This is a genomic window from Rhizobium rhizogenes NBRC 13257, from assembly GCF_000696095.1.
Taxonomy (GTDB): domain Bacteria; phylum Pseudomonadota; class Alphaproteobacteria; order Rhizobiales; family Rhizobiaceae; genus Rhizobium; species Rhizobium rhizogenes.
Genome location: NZ_BAYX01000004.1, coordinates 161,704 through 177,415 on the forward strand (window position 1 = coordinate 161,704; position 15,712 = coordinate 177,415).

The window sequence follows — 15,712 nt, forward strand, 5'->3', positions numbered from 1 at the left end:
TCAGGCTTTTTATTATGTATATACATTATGAACCCATGAGGAAAGGCGTAAAGCTGATGCGTGGGAACAATTTTTCCGAAGATAGCGTGAAGTCCGACGGTAAGAGCCGCCTTTGGCGCAATGCCCGTCTGGCGACATTGAAAGAGGGTGAGCCTGGGCTCGGCATTGTCGAGAAGGGTGCGATCCTGACCAGGGACGGCCGCATCGTTTTCGTGGGAAACGAAAGCGATCTGTCTGACGTTGGCAATGTCGAGAGCATCGATCTCGAGGGACGCTGGGTCACGCCCGGTCTCGTGGATTGCCACACGCATATTATCCACGGCGGCAACCGCGCCCGTGAGTTCGAAATGCGGCTGCAAGGCGCGAGCTACGAGGAAATCGCGCGGGCCGGTGGCGGCATCGTCTCCTCCGTCAATGCGACCCGGGCTCTTTCCGTCGACGGTCTCATTGAAACCGCCCTGCCGCGTCTCGACACGCTGCTGGCCGAGGGCGTCACCACCATCGAGGTGAAGTCCGGCTATGGCCTCAGCATCGAATCCGAATTAAAGATGTTGCAGGCTGCTCGCGGGCTGGAAAAAGTCCGCCCGGTGCGTGTCGTCACCTCCTATCTTGCCGCACATGCGACGCCCGCCGACTATAAGGGCCGCAACGGCGACTATATTACCGATGTCGTGCTGCCGGGTCTGGAACAGGCGCATGCTGAGGGTCTGGCCGACGCCGTCGACGGCTTCTGCGAGGGCATTGCCTTCTCGCCCGCCGAGATTGCCCACGTCTTCGATCTGGCGAAGTCGCTTGGTATCCCGGTGAAGCTACATGCCGAACAGCTTTCCAATCTCGGTGGTGCCAAGCTTGCCGCCTCCTACGGCGCTCTCTCCGCCGACCATATCGAATATCTTGATGAGGACGGCGTGAAGGCGATGGCTGCGGCCGGCACAGTGGCTGTCCTTCTGCCCGGCGCCTTCTACGCCATTCATGAAAAGCAGAAACCGCCGGTCAAGGCGCTGCGCGAGGCCGGCGTTGCCATCGCCATCGCCACCGACTGCAATCCGGGCACCTCGCCGCTGACCTCGATGTTGTTGACGATGAACATGGGGGCGACCCTTTTCAGCCTGACGGTCGAGGAATGTATCGCTGGTGCCACCCGCGAAGGTGCCCGTGCGCTTGGCCTGCTGTCCGAAACCGGCACGTTGGAAGCCGGCAAGTCGGCCGATTTCGCCATCTGGGATATCGAAAGCCCCGCCGAGCTTGTCTACCGCATCGGCTTCAATCCATTGCATGCGCATGTGTTCAGGGGCGAAAGGTTCGACCGATGACCATCACTCTTCATCCCGGCTCTGTTTCGCTGAAGCAGCTGGCCGCAATCTACTGGAGCGGCGAGCCGGCCAAGCTCGATGCCTCTTTCGATGCGGGTATCCTCAAGGCCGCCGCCCGTATCGCCGAAATCGCCGCCGGCAATGCGCCGGTCTATGGCATCAACACCGGCTTCGGCAAACTGGCCTCGATCAAGATCGACAGCGCCGATGTCGCCACGCTTCAGCGCAATCTCATCCTCTCGCATTGCTGCGGCGTCGGCCAGCCACTGCCGGAGAATGTCGTCCGCCTGATCATGTCGCTGAAGCTGGTCTCGCTCGGCCGTGGTGCTTCCGGCGTGCGCCTGGAGCTGGTGCGGCTGATCGAAGGCATGCTCGCCAAGGGCGTCGTGCCGGTTATCCCCGAGAAGGGTTCCGTCGGTGCTTCCGGCGACCTTGCGCCGCTTGCCCATATGACGGCCGTGATGATGGGCCATGGCGAAGCCTTTTATGCCGGCGAACGGCTTGATGGTGCCGCGGCGCTCGAAAAGGCCGGGCTGACGCCGGTCGTGCTTGCCGCCAAGGAAGGCCTAGCGCTGATCAACGGCACGCAGGTGTCGACCGCGCTTGCGCTTGCCGGTCTGTTCCGCGCCCATCGCGCCGCGCAGGCAGCCCTGATTACCGGCGCCATGTCGACTGATGCCGCCATGGGTTCGTCCGCGCCGTTCCATCCCGACATTCATACGCTGCGAGGCCATCAGGGCCAGATTGACACTGCCGCTGCGCTTCGTGGCTTGCTGGCCGGCTCGGTCATTCGCGAGAGCCATATCGAGGGCGACGAACGGGTGCAGGATCCCTATTGCATTCGCTGCCAGCCGCAGGTTGACGGCGCCTGCCTCGACCTCCTGCGTTCGGTCGGCCGTACGCTTGAAATCGAGGCCAATGCGGTCACCGACAATCCGCTCGTCCTTTCCGACAATTCTGTTGTCTCCGGCGGCAATTTCCACGCCGAGCCGGTCGCTTTTGCGGCCGATCAGATCGCCATTGCTGTCTGTGAGATCGGCGCGATCTCTCAGCGCCGCATCGCGCTTCTGGTCGATCCGGCGCTGAGCTACGGCCTGCCGGCCTTCCTTGCCAAGAAGCCTGGCCTGAATTCCGGGCTGATGATCGCCGAGGTTACCTCGGCGGCGTTGATGTCAGAAAACAAGCAGATGTCGCATCCGGCCTCCGTCGATTCGACGCCGACCTCCGCCAATCAGGAAGACCATGTGTCCATGGCTTGCCATGGCGCACGCCGCCTCCTGCAGATGACCGACAATCTTTTCGGCATCGTCGGCATCGAGGCGCTGACGGCGGCACAAGGCGTCGAGTTTCGCGCGCCACTGGCCACCAGCCCCGAACTGACCCTTGCCATTGCCACCATCCGCAGCGTCGTGCCGACGCTCGATGTAGACCGCTACATGGCAAACGACCTCAAGGCCGCCAGCGACCTCGTCGCCTCCGGCGCGCTCAACGCATCCGTATCCGCCGATATTCTGCCTTCCCTGGAGATATGACATGACCAACCCACGCCATAACATCCGCGAAATCCGCTCCCCTCGCGGTCCGGAGCTCAACGCCAAGAGCTGGATGACCGAAGCGCCGCTGCGAATGCTGATGAACAATCTCGACCCCGACGTTGCGGAAAATCCGAACGAGCTGGTCGTCTATGGCGGCATCGGCCGCGCCGCTCGCACCTGGGAGGATTTCGACCGCATCGCCGCGACGCTGAAGACCTTGACCGAGGAAGAAACGCTGCTAGTGCAATCCGGCAAGCCTGTCGGCGTGTTCCGCACCCACAAGGATGCGCCGCGCGTGCTGATCGCCAATTCCAACCTCGTGCCGCATTGGGCGACCTGGGATCACTTCAACGAGCTGGATAAGAAGGGTCTCGCCATGTACGGCCAAATGACCGCCGGCTCGTGGATCTATATCGGCACGCAGGGCATCGTTCAGGGCACCTACGAGACCTTCGTCGAGGCTGGTCGTCAGCACTATAACGGCAGTCTCAAGGGCAAGTGGATCCTGACCGGCGGCCTCGGCGGCATGGGTGGCGCGCAGCCGCTGGCAGCCGTCATGGCCGGCGCCTGCTGCCTTGCGGTCGAAAGTGATGAGACCCGCATCGATTTCCGCCTGCGCACCCGCTATGTCGACGAGAAGGCAACGAGCCTCGATGAAGCGCTTGCGATGATCGACAAATGGACCAAGGCCGGCGAAGCCAAATCGGTCGGCCTGCTCGGCAACGCCGCCGAAATCTTCCCGGAGCTGGTGAAGCGCATGAAGGCTGGCGGCCCGCGCCCCGATATCGTCACCGACCAGACCTCGGCGCATGATCCGCTGAACGGTTATTTGCCGGCCGGCTGGACGGTGGGCGAACACAGGGCAAAGCGCGAGAGCGATCCGAAAGCCGTCGAAGCTGCCGCCCGCGCTTCGATGAGGGTTCATGTCGAAGCCATGGTCGATTTCTGGAACGCCGGCGTTCCGACGCTCGACTATGGCAACAATATCCGCCAGGTCGCCAAGGACGAAGGCTTTGAAAACGCCTTCGCCTTCCCCGGCTTCGTGCCGGCCTATATCCGCCCGCTGTTCTGCCGCGGTATCGGCCCCTTCCGCTGGGCGGCACTCTCCGGAGATCCGGAAGATATCTACAAGACCGACGCCAAGGTGAAGGAACTTACCCCCGGCAACACCCATCTGCACAACTGGCTGGACATGGCGCGCGAGCGCATCGCCTTCCAGGGCCTGCCGGCGCGCATTTGCTGGGTCGGCCTCGGTGATCGTGAACGCCTCGGTCTTGCCTTCAACGAAATGGTCAGGAACGGCGAGCTGAAGGCTCCTGTCGTCATCGGCCGCGACCATCTCGATTCCGGCTCCGTCGCCTCGCCGAACCGCGAGACGGAAGCGATGAAGGACGGCTCGGACGCCGTTTCCGATTGGCCGCTGCTGAACGCCCTCCTCAACACCGCGTCCGGCGCCACCTGGGTGTCGCTGCATCACGGCGGCGGCGTCGGCATGGGCTTTTCCCAGCATTCCGGCATGGTCATTTGTGCCGATGGCACCGACGATGCAGCCCGCCGCATCGAACGCGTGCTGTGGAACGACCCGGCGACAGGCGTCATGCGCCACGCCGATGCGGGCTACGACATCGCGCTTGATTGCGCCAAGGACAAGGGCCTGCGGTTGCCGGGCATCCTGGGGAACTGATCTCCATGCGGATACTGCGCGCCAGCGACTACAAACGCATGCCCTGGAAAAACGGTGGCGGGGAGACGGTGGAGATCGCCGTCTCGCCCGGCGGCGCGGGGCTTGCCGATTTCGACTGGCGCGTCAGCATGGCGACGGTCGCCACGGATGGGCCGTTTTCGGTCTTCTCCGGCATCGATCGCACGCTATCGATCCTCGAAGGCGCGGGCATGACGCTTTTTATCGAGGGGCGTGAGCCTGTGCTTCTGACGGAGGGCAGTGATCCGCTGCCCTTTGCCGCGGACGCGCCGACATCGGCGACGCTCGTGGATGGCACCATCATGGACCTGAATGTGATGACGCGGCGGGGGCGATTGTCGCATTCGGTCAAGCGAAGTGCTGTCGATGGGCACACGGAGCTGCAATTGCATACCGGCATCGCGCTCCTTCTCTGTGATCACGGCAATCTCCGGGTCGACGATGCTGATGAGAGTTTTTCGCTATTCGCCCGCGATTGCGCGGTCATAAACGAGACAAGCGGAAGGCGCATCGCGCTTTCAGGCACGGCCGGCATTTTCCTGATTGAGATCAAGGCGATCTAAGCCGGCGTATGCTGCTGTCGAGCGATTTCGGCGTTCCGTGCTCTCGCTTTGTAGACACGGTAATAGAGATCGATCGCAGCGGTGATTTCTTTGAACCGCGTATCGAATTGGCCACGGTTTATCAAAACCGGGCGAGGGCGTGAACGTTTCGAGCCTTTCCAGAATTTGGCGACGAGATCGGCGCTCAGGACAGTCTTGCTCTCCGGGTTGAGAAATATGGTCGCGGTCTTCGCCATTCTTGGATCCAAGCCGGCGAAAATCACGCCATCCATGCACTCCCATGGGATAAAACCGGCGGCAATCCGGATATCCTGAATGCCTTGAGGGCCAATCGTTATCACCGGCGTTAAGAAGTCGCGGCGAAAATATTCGTATAGGATGAAGGCGATGAATAGAGCCAGCGGCAACAGGCCGATGATCGTATAGAAGCGCCCGACGCCAGCGCCTATCAGCATGGCCGCAAGTCCGACGGCCAGCAGACAATAGATGGCGATCACAATCCTGAAGCTGGATCTGGAATATCTAATGTCGCGAACGGATGTCGTATCGGTGTCCAAGCTAGGCCCCTCGCTGTGTTTTCCGGGCCATAGCACTATGTTCGCCATGACGCTACGGGCACTGCTCCATGTCTTGACACCCATCGGCCTCCGATATCCTATTGCCTCACAGCAAAAGGGATGCCTCGATGAGCGACGATCAGATGCCCACCGACAGCAAGCTCACCACCTCCAAGCGCCGCTGGGCGGCCGAGGGCAAGTTTTTGACCGGGCGGATCAGCCGGCCGGAAACGGAGCGTTTGCCGCCGGGGCAGCATCTGGTCAAGAACTGGCCGGTGCTCGATCTCGGGGAGCAGCCGCAAGTGTCGCTGTCGAGCTGGCGGCTCGATGTGCGCGGGCTGGTGGAAACGCCGCTTAGCCTCGATTGGGCAGCCTTCCAGGCGCTCGAGCAGAGCAGCAAGGTCAGCGATATCCACTGCGTTACCACATGGTCGCGCTATGACAATCGGTGGGAGGGCGTTTCAACACGCGACCTGCTCGACCTCGCCATGCCCAAGGCCGAGGCGCATTATGTCATGCTGACCAGCTATGACGGCTATACGACCAACCTGCCGCTTGCCGATTTTGCCGCTGAAGATGCGATCCTCGCCACCGCCTGGGAGGATCAGCCGCTGACGCGCGAGCATGGCGGGCCGATGCGGCTTGTCGTGCCGCATCTCTATTTCTGGAAGAGCGCCAAGTGGCTGGTCCGCATTGAGCTGATCGCCGCCGACAAGGCCGGTTTCTGGGAGGAAAACGGTTATCACATGTTCGGCGATCCTTGGCGCGAGCAGCGTTATTCCGACGACTGAGGTCGTTGTCCCCGGCCGTGCTCCTTATGGGACCGGGCATATTTTTAATACCTCTGGGGTTCGATTGCGACTTTGCAACCGGCGGCGATGGGCGTATGCATTGATCATATGATTGCTGTCGGGCACGCCCGGCTATCCATAACACCATCCCCGAAATCCCATGCCATGACCGTCGTTCAGACCACAGAGCAGCCTTCCGAGGAAAGTTTCGGCCGGCAATCCCGCATCATCGCCTTCGTCGTCGCCGTCGCCTTCTTCATGCAGATATTGGACGGCACGATCGTCACGACGTCGCTGCCGCAGATGGCCAGGACATTCGGCATCGAGCCGGTGTCGATGAGCATCGGCATCACGGTCTATCTGCTCACCATGGCGGCCTTCGTGCCGCTGGCCGGCTGGGCGGGCGATCGTTATGGCGCCCGGCGGGTGTTCCTGGCATCCATCACCCTCTTCACCGTCGCGTCGCTGTTCTGCGGCCTCTCCGGCAATCTTACGGAATTCGTCATCGCCCGCGCCGTGCAGGGCATCGGCAGCGCGTTGATGACGCCGGTCGGCCGGATCATCGTGCTGAAAAACGCGCGCAAGTCCGATCTCGTGCATGCCATGTCGATGATCACCTGGCCGGCGCTGACGGCGCCCGTCATCGGTCCTATCCTTGGCAGCTTCATCACCACCTATCTGAGCTGGCACTGGAACTTCCTGATCAACATCCCGATCGGCATCATCGGGCTGGTCCTTGTCCTGCGCTTCGTGCCGGATCAGCGCGAGGAGAAGGTGGCAAGGCTCGACCTCGTCGGCTTCTTCCAGTCGGCGGCGGGGCTGACCTTCATGCTTGCCGGCCTCGAATTCGTCGTACAGGGCACGACGGGCCTGGCGGTCAGCGTCGGGCTGATTGCTGCCGGTGCGGTGTTTTCCATCGTCGCCACCCGGCATTTCATGCGGGTTGAGGCGCCGTTGCTCGATCTCTCCGCCTTCAAGGTCCAGACCTTCGCGATGTCGACGCTTTCGGCTGGTACGGCGAGCCGTTTGGCGATCAACGCCACGCCCTTTCTGTTGCCACTGCTCTTCCAGGTGGGCTTCGGCCTGACGGCGATCGATGCCGGCACCTATCTGCTCTTCTATTTCGCCGGCAATCTCGGCATGAAGGCGATCACGACGCAGATGCTGAAAACGTTCGGCTTCCGCAACGTGCTTGTCATCAATGGCCTGATCTCGTCGGTCAGTATCGGCTGTTTCGCTCTACTGTCGCCGTCGACCTCAAACTGGTTGATCTACTGTCTGCTGCTTGCCGCCGGCCTGTCGCGCTCGATGAATTTCACCGCGCTGAACACGCTGGGCTTCGCCGATATCCACGCATCGCAGCGCAGCTCCGCCTCGACCCTGTCGAGCATGCTGCAGCAGGTCTCGTTGCTGCTCGGCGTTGCGGTTGCCGCCGCCGTGCTCAATCTCTCGCGCACCATTCACGGTGGCGAGACACTCTCCCTCATCGATTTCCGCTGGGCTTTCCTGGTGATCGCCGTAATCGGCGCGGTTTCGTCGCTGCGCTTCCTCAGCCTGCGACACGATGCCGGCGCGGAGGTATCGCGGCACAAGATCAAGGCGTGATCTGGTCCCTCAAACTCTTGCGATATTTGGTCTGCCCACCGCTGTAAATCGGCGCGCCTGGCCCCATATAGATAGGGCTTCAACTCCCATAGGAGGCAGTCTCATGCTGCTCAAAACTCTCGCTATTTCGGCTCTCGTCATCGGCATGTCCAGCACCGCGTGGGCGGAACCGGCGCACAAGCATCACACCAAGAGGCTCAAGGTCGATGCGGCTCAGGCCGATGTCGGCAATATCGACCACTCGAAGGATGCGATCCTGCCCGACGGCACGATCAACACCGACCCATCGGTGACCGGTCCGATCCGCGCCGGCGATTCGATCTCGCGGCTGCAATGCGCCGCGGCGCCCAACTCCGTGGGTGCACGTTCGAACTCGTATACCGCAGGATCGGCCTCGCTTTGCCCCTGACGGCACTATTGCATCGGGTGGCCTAGGCCACCTCGATATCGGTCCGGCTGAATTGGTCGCTTTTCGACAATAATGGCTGGCGATAATAGCGCGCGCAGGCATAGGTCATGCAATCGTTAAGGTTGAGCGCCGCCGAATGGCGGCCCTCACCGAAGCGATCATGTGCTTCGACCGCCAGAAAGGCAGCGCGCGGCGGAATGGCTAGAAGCTGGATGTTCATCAGCTGTAGAAAAGTCTGGACGGCGTCGCCGGCTTCGACCGCCGTCAAGCTGAGCCGCTCGGCGATATCGATCGCCGCCTGAGCCGCTGCCATAGGCGTGGTCATGCGCGCGGTCGCGGTCTGCATGCGGATGGCGAAGCAACGCGCTTCCTCTTCATCTGTCATCATTGCCGTCAATACCGAGGTGTCGATGAGCATCAGGCCTCTCCCGCCGTGCTGCCATCGGCGGCTTTGGCGTCAGCCTTCTGCTTGAGATTGCGGCAGAAGGCGACGGCGATATCGGCCAGCGCCGGCTTGGTCAGTTCTTCATCCAGCGCCTTCTGCAATGCCAGTCGCACAGCCTCGGTTTTGGTCGAGCTTTTCGTCAGCGCCTGATAGCGCCGCGCCAGCCGGTCGATGGCATCGTCCTTGATATAGAGGGGCATGAGATATCCATTTTTTGCGAATGGGATATCCATAGGGCATGTCGAGGAAGAGGACAATCGGCATTGCTGTAGCGATGCAACCGTCTTTCCGAAAGGATGTTTCCGAGATATTTATATGACGAACATCATCTAACGTGTTAGCTATAGCGTCGATTCTGAAATTGCAGGCTGGGAGGAGCCATCATGTCCGCAATCGATCCCGTCGTCATCGTTTCCGCCACGCGCACGCCGCTTGGCCGCTTCCAGGGGGAGCTATCATCCTTGCAGGCGCCGGAGCTTGGCGCCCATGTCATCCGCGCTGCCCTGGAGCGCGCCGGATTATCGGCGGACAAGGTGGACGAGGTGCTGTTCGGCTGCGTGCTGCCGGCGGGGCAAGGGCAGGCGCCGGCGCGACAGGCGGCGCGGGGCGCGGGATTGCCGGATGCGGTGGGTGCGACGACCGTCAATAAGGTCTGCGGCTCGGGCATGAAGGCGACCATGCTGGCGCATGATCTGATTCTCGCCGGTTCCGCTTCCATCGCGGTCTCCGGCGGCATGGAATCGATGTCGAACGCTCCCTATCTGCTCGCCAAGGCGCGCGGCGGCTATCGCATGGGCCATGACCGCATCTTCGACCATATGATGCTCGACGGGCTGGAAGACGCCTATGAGAAGGGCCGTTCGATGGGCGATTTCGGCGAACTGGCGGTCGAAGCCTATCAGTTCAGCCGCGACGATCAGGATGCCTATGCCGTGGAGACGCTGACGCGTGCCCGCAAGGCGATCGAGAGCGGCGCTTTCGAGGCCGAGATCACCCCGATTTCGGTCGCTGCCAAGGGCGGACCGGTGACGATCGGCAAGGATGAGCATCCGCAGAAGGTTTCGCCGGAAAAGATCCCGACGCTCAAACCGGCCTTCCGCAAGGATGGCACGATCACCGCCGCCAGCGCCTCGGCCAATGCCGACGGTGCCGCTGCCCTGATCCTGACCCGGCGTTCGATCGCCGAGCGCGAAGGTCTGCCGATCCTCGCAGAGATCAAGGCGCATGCCACCCATTCCCAGGAACCTGCCTGGTACACGACCGCGCCGATCCCGGCGATCCGCAAGGTGCTGGAAAAGACCGGTTGGAAGGTCGGCGATGTCGATCTTTTCGAGATCAACGAGGCCTTCGCCGTCGTCGCCATGGCCGCCGCCAAGGACCTCGGCATCGCCCGCGACCGCCTCAACATCAACGGCGGCGCCTGCGCACTCGGCCACCCGATCGGCGCCACCGGCGCACGGCTGATCGTGACGCTGCTGCACGCGCTGAAGCGGCAGGGCGCAAGACGCGGCGTGGCGGCGCTGTGCATCGGCGGCGGCGAGGCGACGGCGATTGCGGTGGAGCGGGTGAACTGAGGGGCATGGATGCAGTCTGATGGCTGGCTCGGGCGTTCGCCGAAAAGCGAACGCCCTTTCGATAGGATCAAGTGCTGCGCATCTCCGCAGAAAAATCGAGGTTTCTCGGTTCGCTGAGGATATACCTCTTATCCAAGTTGGAGAGAGAATGTGGAGTGTCGGTCGAAGCCGTCTCCTCCGGAACGATGTCCAGGCGGAATCCTCGAGCCCAGACTTTTCCATAACCCTTCAAAAAGAAGCCGTAGTGGATGCTTTCTGCTTCCTCGGGGACATCGAGAACGATTTTTCGTTCGACCCAGCCAGTCGTTCCCGTGATGGCTCCGTCACTCTTTCGTTGCATCATATTGTCGAAGCGAAGGGGTGAGCCCAGCGCTTTGTCGATGCGTAGCCATGCTGTGCCAGTATCGGCATCTTCGGCACGAATGCGCGCCAGCAACTGTATTTTTCTGCCTCGGTAATGATCGGCTCTGACACTCTGCATCATGGTCAAGAACCCAGTTTGTTTCAGGTCGATGCCGCTTTTGCGCTCGATCACGCATTCGATCACAGCAACGCCCGGCGACGACCCATCCAGGCCCATGCGGTAATATTCGGAGTTTCCGACAGTAACCCAATTATCGGCCATCCCATATTTCTTCTCCTTCGGCGTCGCCGCCAGGATGATGGCTGAAAGGGTATTCCAGTCGGCTAAGCCAAACTGATGAGCCACGATTTCCAGGCATTCGCTGTGGGAAAGATTAAGGCCGCGCATCGCCAGAGACTGACGCAAAACCTTGGCCATCGCTTTCGAATCGAGAACGCTATGCATGTTTGATCCTCCTGCCGGCGGTTCTCAGAAGAGTATCAGTGCTCGCATTGCTGAATGGCTCGCCGGGCGAGGTCAAACGATGGAAATGTGCATTCACCATTCCAAAGGAGCGAGCGGCAGGCTGCACGGCCTGATTCTCAGAATATCGCCGGGGTCGTGAGGGTCAACTACAACGGCAGAAATTTCTGGTTCGGGAATAAGTCGAAAAAGGCTCATCACCCCTCCGACAACTCCTCCAAAATCGGGCAATCCGGCCGCGCATTGCCATGGCAGGCATGCACCAAGTGCTCCAATGTACGCCGCAGTTCGGTCAACTCGCGGATCTTGCGGTCGATTTCGGTCAGCTTTGACGAGGCGATGTCCTTGACGTCGGCGCTGGCGCGGCTCTTGTCTTCGTAGAGGGCCAGCAATTGCCGGCACTCGTCGACGGAGAAGCCGAGGCTGCGGGAGCGGTGCAGGAAGCGCAGCTTGTGCACGTCGTCGGCGCCGTAGTCGCGGTAGCCGTTGCCGCCACGGTCGGGACGGATGAGGCCGATATCCTCGTAGTAACGGATGGTCTTGGCCGGCAGGCCGGAGCGGCCGGATGCTTCGCCGATATTCATCTGAACTCTCCTTATTTCGCCAGTCTCAACCGCAGCGCATTGGCGATGACCGAGACCGAGGACAGGCTCATGGCTGCCGCTGCGATCATCGGCGACAACAGCAGGCCGAAGACCGGGTAGAGCACGCCGGCAGCGAGTGGCACGCCAAGCGCATTATAGCCGAAGGCGAAGGCGAGGTTCTGTTTGATGTTGCGGATCGTCGCTTCGGACAGATGCCGCGCCCGCACGATGCCGTTGAGATCGCCCTTCACCAGCGTGATCCCGGAGCTTTCCATGGCGACATCGGCGCCGGTGCCCATGGCGATGCCGACATCGGCGGCGGCGAGCGCCGGCGCGTCGTTGATGCCGTCGCCGGCCATGGCGACGATGCGGCCCTTGGTGCGCAGCTGGTCGATCAGCGCCTTCTTGCCTTCCGGCAACAGGTCGGCCCGGACATCGTCGATGCTGAGACTTGCGGCGACGGCCTTGGCGGTCTGGGCATTGTCGCCGGTCGCCATGATGATCTTCAACCCGCTGTCGTGCAGCGCCTTGATGGCGGCCGCAGTCGTCGGCTTGATGCGGTCGGCGACGGCGACGAGGCCGGCCAAATGGCCATCGACGGCGACGAACATCACCGTCTTGCCTTCGCCGCGTAGGCGTTTCGTTTCAGCCTGTAGCATATCGGTCGCAATGCCGAGATCGGCCATCATCGCGGCATTGCCGAGCGCGATCGCGGTATCGCCGGCGCGGCCTTCAACGCCCTTGCCGGTTTTCGCGGCAAAGCCCGTTATGTCGACAAAGGTCGTGCCACGCTCCTCGGCGCCTGCGACGATGGCCTCGGCCAGCGGATGTTCGGAGCCGCGCTCCAGGCTGGCGGCGAGCAACAGCAGCCGGGCTTCGTCCGTGCCGGGGGTGGTGATGACGTCGGTGAGGTTGGGCTTGCCCTCGGTCAATGTGCCGGTCTTGTCGACGATCAGAGTGTCGACCTTGGCGAAGCGCTCCAACGCCACGGCGTCGCGCACCAGCACGCCCTCCTGCGCCCCACGTCCGGTGGCGATCATGATCGACATCGGGGTTGCGAGCCCGAGCGCGCAGGGGCAGGCGATGATCAGCACGGCGACGGCGGCGAGCAGCGCATGCGCCAACTGCGGCTCCGGTCCGATCATAGCCCACAGGATGAAGGTAACGATGGCGGAGGCGACGACGGCGGGCACGAAGATGGCCGAGACACTGTCGACCATCGTCTGGATCGGCGCGCGCGAGCGTTGTGCCTTGGCGACGAGTTCGACGATGCGCGACAGCGTCGTGTCCGCGCCGACCTTCTCGGTCAGCATGATCAGCGTACCGTTCCTGTTGATCGTCCCTCCGGTCAGTGCATCGCCCTTGGTCTTTTCGACCGGCAGCGGCTCGCCGGTGATCATCGATTCGTCGATGGTCGATTGGCCGTCGACGACGGAGCCGTCCACCGGCACGCGCTCGCCGGGGCGCACGCGCAGCCGGTCGCCGGCCTGGATCTGATCGACAGGCATATCGGTCTCGTTGCCGTCGGAGCCGATACGCCGCGCGGTCTTTGGGGCGAGGTCGAGCAGCGCGCGAATGGCCGAGCCGGTGCGCTCGCGCGCCTTTAGCTCCAGCACCTGGCCGACGAAGACCAGCGCGACAATGACCGAGGCGGCCTCGAAGTAGACGGGTATGGCCTGGCCGTGGCCGTGAAAGCCCATCGGGAACAGGCCGGGTGCCAATGTGGCGACCAGACTGTAGAGATAGGCCGTGCCGACGCCGAGGCCGATCAGCGTCCACATGTTGGGGCTGCGGTTGACCAGCGAATTCCAGGCGCGGCGGAAGAAGGGCAGAGCGGCCCAGAGCACGACCGGCGTTGCCAGCGCAAGCTCGATCCATGTGGCCGTGGGCTCGCCGATCCAGTCGCGCAGCGGCAGGCCGAGCATCGGACCCATGCTGAGGATCAAAAGGGGCAGCGACAGCGCGGCGCTGACCCAGAGCCGGCGAGTGAAATCGACAAGCTCCGGGTTCGGGCCTTCATCGGCGGCGGGGATGCCCATCGGTTCCAGCGCCATGCCGCATTTCGGGCAATCGCCCGGATGATCGCTGACGACCTCGGGATGCATCGGGCAGGTATAGAGTGTGCCCTTCGGCACCGGTTTCGGCGCTGGCCTGTTACCGTCGAGATAGGCGGCGGGTTCAGCCTCGAACTTGGCCTTGCAGCCGGCGGAGCAGAAATAGAATTTCTCGCCCTCATGTTTCAGGAAATGCCGCGCGCTGGCGCGGTCCACATCCATGCCGCAGACTGGATCCTTGGCGGTCAGATAGTTTTCCGGCGCAGCCTCGAATTTCTTCCGGCAGCCGTCGCAGCAGAAATGGAACGTACGGCCTTTATACTCGAGCGACGGCTTGCCCGCCTTGGGATCGACGGTCATGCCGCAGACAGGATCGCGGATCACCGTATCCTGCTGTTCGCCGTGATGGTGATCGTGGTCGTGATGGCTGTGATCATGTTCGTCATGCAATGCCATGGAAAACTCCAGTGCCCGGAAGTGAGCGTCGGATAGGGTTATGAACCTTCCTGTTACTGGAAGGTCAAGTGGAAAAATAGGAAATCCTGTCCACAGTTGAAAGAGGGTGTTTTCTGGTCCGATGCCTCGCACAGTGATAAGTTCCGCAAGATCGAAGCAATGATGTGATTCCAATGCGATATGATCTTTCCGCCTTGCCGTTGACGACGTTGCTGCCCGCGATGACCAGGGCGGAGGATATGCTGGCGCGGCTGGATGAGCGGGTGTTGCGGCATGTGGTCGCCGACGGTTTCCGGGAGCGCGGGCATTTTTTCGATGCGGTCGGCGCGCTCTGGGTTGGCGGCGAGCTGGTGCATGTCGAGGATTTGGTGCTGCATGATGCTCGCATGGATGCCCGCACGCCGACGCATGAGCTGACCATTGCCCATGCCGTGCTGCGCACTCGGCGACGGTTATGGAATGCCGAGCCTTCCTGGGGGTTGGAGGCCGCCGGTCTCGCGACGCTGCGCGGCGATATCGGCGAGGTCGAGGAAACCGCTACGCCGCGTCCTGCGCCCGTCCCAAGCATGGAAGCGGACTTGGAAGAAAATGACGAGGACGAAGATGATTTCGGCGTGGACTTTGCTGAGATCGATGCGGTGATTGCCCGTTCCGACCAGGTGCTGAACGGAGAAATTCCGGATGCGCGGCCCGAGACCGTGGACGATCCGCTGGGGCTGGTTCATGACGAGGACTGGGATGAAGGCGAGCGGCTGGAGAGCTGGCGTGCCGTCATCCGCCAGGCCGATCTTCTGCCGCCGGCCCTGGGTGCCGCCGTGCTCTTCGATGCCTGGGAGCGGATCGAGCCGTTGCGGCGGCAGCATTGGCTGGGCAGCCTGCTCGTCAGCGCCTATCTGCGCAGCCGCGGCAAGGTCGCCTCGCATCTTCTCTGCCTGAATGTCGGTCTGAAATCCGTTCGCCACGAACGCCGCCGCGCGCCCGATCGCACCACGCGTCTGATGGCATTTCTCGAAGCCATGACACTCTCGGCCGATGCGGGGCTGAAGGAGCTCGATCGCCTGTCGCTTGCCAAGCTGCAGATGGAAAGGCGGCTGAAGGATCGCAGGTCGAACAGCAGCCTGCCCGGTGTCATCGAGATCGTTCTGTCGCGGCCGATCGTTTCCGCCAAGATGATCGCTCGCCATGCCGGCGTCACCTCTCGCGGCGCGCTTAACCTCGTGGCTGAGCTCGGCGTGCGCGAAATGACCGGGCGCGGGCGCTATCGCGGCTGGGGCGTGCTTTAGGCCGGCAAGAACCGG

The 15,712-nt window shown here is 62.2% G+C and carries 15 protein-coding genes; 9 read left to right on the forward strand and 6 right to left on the reverse strand.

Annotated elements, in window-relative coordinates:
* The first annotated feature begins 56 nt into the window (after window positions 1–56).
* The 4 genes from hutI to RRH01S_RS10245 are packed head-to-tail and all read left to right on the forward strand — an operon-like array spanning window position 57 to window position 5,113.
* A complete protein-coding gene (hutI, locus tag RRH01S_RS10230; RefSeq protein ID WP_042471458.1) occupies window positions 57–1,313 on the forward strand; it encodes an imidazolonepropionase in 1,257 nt (418 codons plus the stop codon).
* On the forward strand, window positions 1,310–2,845 hold the full coding sequence (gene hutH, locus RRH01S_RS10235) for a histidine ammonia-lyase (RefSeq protein WP_007694193.1): 1,536 nt from the start codon (window positions 1,310–1,312) through the stop codon (window positions 2,843–2,845). Before hutI ends, hutH begins: the two co-directional genes overlap by 4 nt.
* A gap of 1 nt (window position 2,846) precedes the next feature.
* Entirely contained in the window at window positions 2,847–4,532 is a 1,686-nt protein-coding gene (gene hutU / locus RRH01S_RS10240; protein ID WP_037219079.1) for a urocanate hydratase, read from the forward strand.
* A 5-nt stretch (window positions 4,533–4,537) separates the two neighbouring features.
* Window positions 4,538–5,113, forward strand: a complete 576-nt coding sequence (locus RRH01S_RS10245; RefSeq protein WP_034521885.1) for a HutD/Ves family protein — start codon at window positions 4,538–4,540, stop codon at window positions 5,111–5,113.
* Here RRH01S_RS10245 and RRH01S_RS10250 read toward each other — a convergent pair.
* On the reverse strand, window positions 5,110–5,670 hold the full coding sequence (locus RRH01S_RS10250; RefSeq protein ID WP_034521884.1) for a hypothetical protein: 561 nt from the start codon (window positions 5,668–5,670) through the stop codon (window positions 5,110–5,112). The genes RRH01S_RS10245 and RRH01S_RS10250 overlap by 4 nt on opposite strands.
* A 128-nt stretch (window positions 5,671–5,798) precedes the next feature.
* Between RRH01S_RS10250 and RRH01S_RS10255 the strand changes: the two genes are divergently transcribed.
* The 3 genes from RRH01S_RS10255 (at window position 5,799) to RRH01S_RS10265 (ending at window position 8,475) form a co-directional block, all read left to right on the forward strand.
* Window positions 5,799–6,461 carry a sulfite oxidase-like oxidoreductase gene (locus RRH01S_RS10255; RefSeq protein WP_042471463.1) on the forward strand — a complete coding sequence of 221 codons (663 nt, stop codon included), beginning with the start codon at window positions 5,799–5,801 and terminating at the stop codon, window positions 6,459–6,461.
* A 165-nt stretch (window positions 6,462–6,626) separates the two neighbouring features.
* On the forward strand, window positions 6,627–8,066 hold the full coding sequence (locus RRH01S_RS10260) for an MFS transporter (RefSeq protein ID WP_042471466.1): 1,440 nt from the start codon (window positions 6,627–6,629) through the stop codon (window positions 8,064–8,066).
* 103 nt (window positions 8,067–8,169) lie between these two features.
* The gene (locus RRH01S_RS10265) at window positions 8,170–8,475 is read left to right on the forward strand and encodes a hypothetical protein (protein WP_007694182.1); all 306 of its coding nucleotides are present in this window, start codon (window positions 8,170–8,172) and stop codon (window positions 8,473–8,475) included.
* Between the two features lie 22 nt (window positions 8,476–8,497).
* Here the strand turns inward: RRH01S_RS10265 and RRH01S_RS10270 are convergent, their stop codons facing one another.
* Entirely contained in the window at window positions 8,498–8,893 is a 396-nt protein-coding gene (locus tag RRH01S_RS10270) for a type II toxin-antitoxin system VapC family toxin (protein WP_042471471.1), read from the reverse strand.
* On the reverse strand, window positions 8,893–9,120 hold the full coding sequence (locus RRH01S_RS10275; RefSeq protein ID WP_042471799.1) for a type II toxin-antitoxin system VapB family antitoxin: 228 nt from the start codon (window positions 9,118–9,120) through the stop codon (window positions 8,893–8,895). Before RRH01S_RS10275 ends, RRH01S_RS10270 begins: the two co-directional genes overlap by 1 nt.
* Before the next feature lie 183 nt (window positions 9,121–9,303).
* On the opposite strand from RRH01S_RS10275, the gene RRH01S_RS10280 reads away from it, so the two are divergent.
* The gene (locus RRH01S_RS10280; protein ID WP_042471474.1) at window positions 9,304–10,494 is read left to right on the forward strand and encodes an acetyl-CoA C-acyltransferase; all 1,191 of its coding nucleotides are present in this window, start codon (window positions 9,304–9,306) and stop codon (window positions 10,492–10,494) included.
* A gap of 67 nt (window positions 10,495–10,561) precedes the next feature.
* Here RRH01S_RS10280 and RRH01S_RS10285 read toward each other — a convergent pair whose 3' ends face one another.
* The 3 genes from RRH01S_RS10285 to RRH01S_RS10295 all read right to left on the reverse strand — a co-directional run bounded on the left by RRH01S_RS10285 (window position 10,562) and on the right by RRH01S_RS10295 (window position 14,414).
* A complete protein-coding gene (locus RRH01S_RS10285; protein ID WP_042471479.1) occupies window positions 10,562–11,302 on the reverse strand; it encodes a glyoxalase superfamily protein in 741 nt (246 codons plus the stop codon).
* A gap of 215 nt (window positions 11,303–11,517) precedes the next feature.
* Window positions 11,518–11,904, reverse strand: coding sequence for a Cu(I)-responsive transcriptional regulator (gene cueR, locus RRH01S_RS10290; protein ID WP_012652795.1), 387 nt, complete (start codon window positions 11,902–11,904; stop codon window positions 11,518–11,520).
* 11 nt (window positions 11,905–11,915) lie between these two features.
* Entirely contained in the window at window positions 11,916–14,414 is a 2,499-nt protein-coding gene (locus RRH01S_RS10295; RefSeq protein WP_042471482.1) for a heavy metal translocating P-type ATPase, read from the reverse strand.
* A gap of 173 nt (window positions 14,415–14,587) precedes the next feature.
* On the opposite strand from RRH01S_RS10295, the gene RRH01S_RS10300 reads away from it, so the two are divergent.
* Entirely contained in the window at window positions 14,588–15,697 is a 1,110-nt protein-coding gene (locus RRH01S_RS10300; RefSeq protein WP_042471485.1) for an RHE_PE00001 family protein, read from the forward strand.
* The last annotated feature ends 15 nt before the right edge of the window (window positions 15,698–15,712 follow it).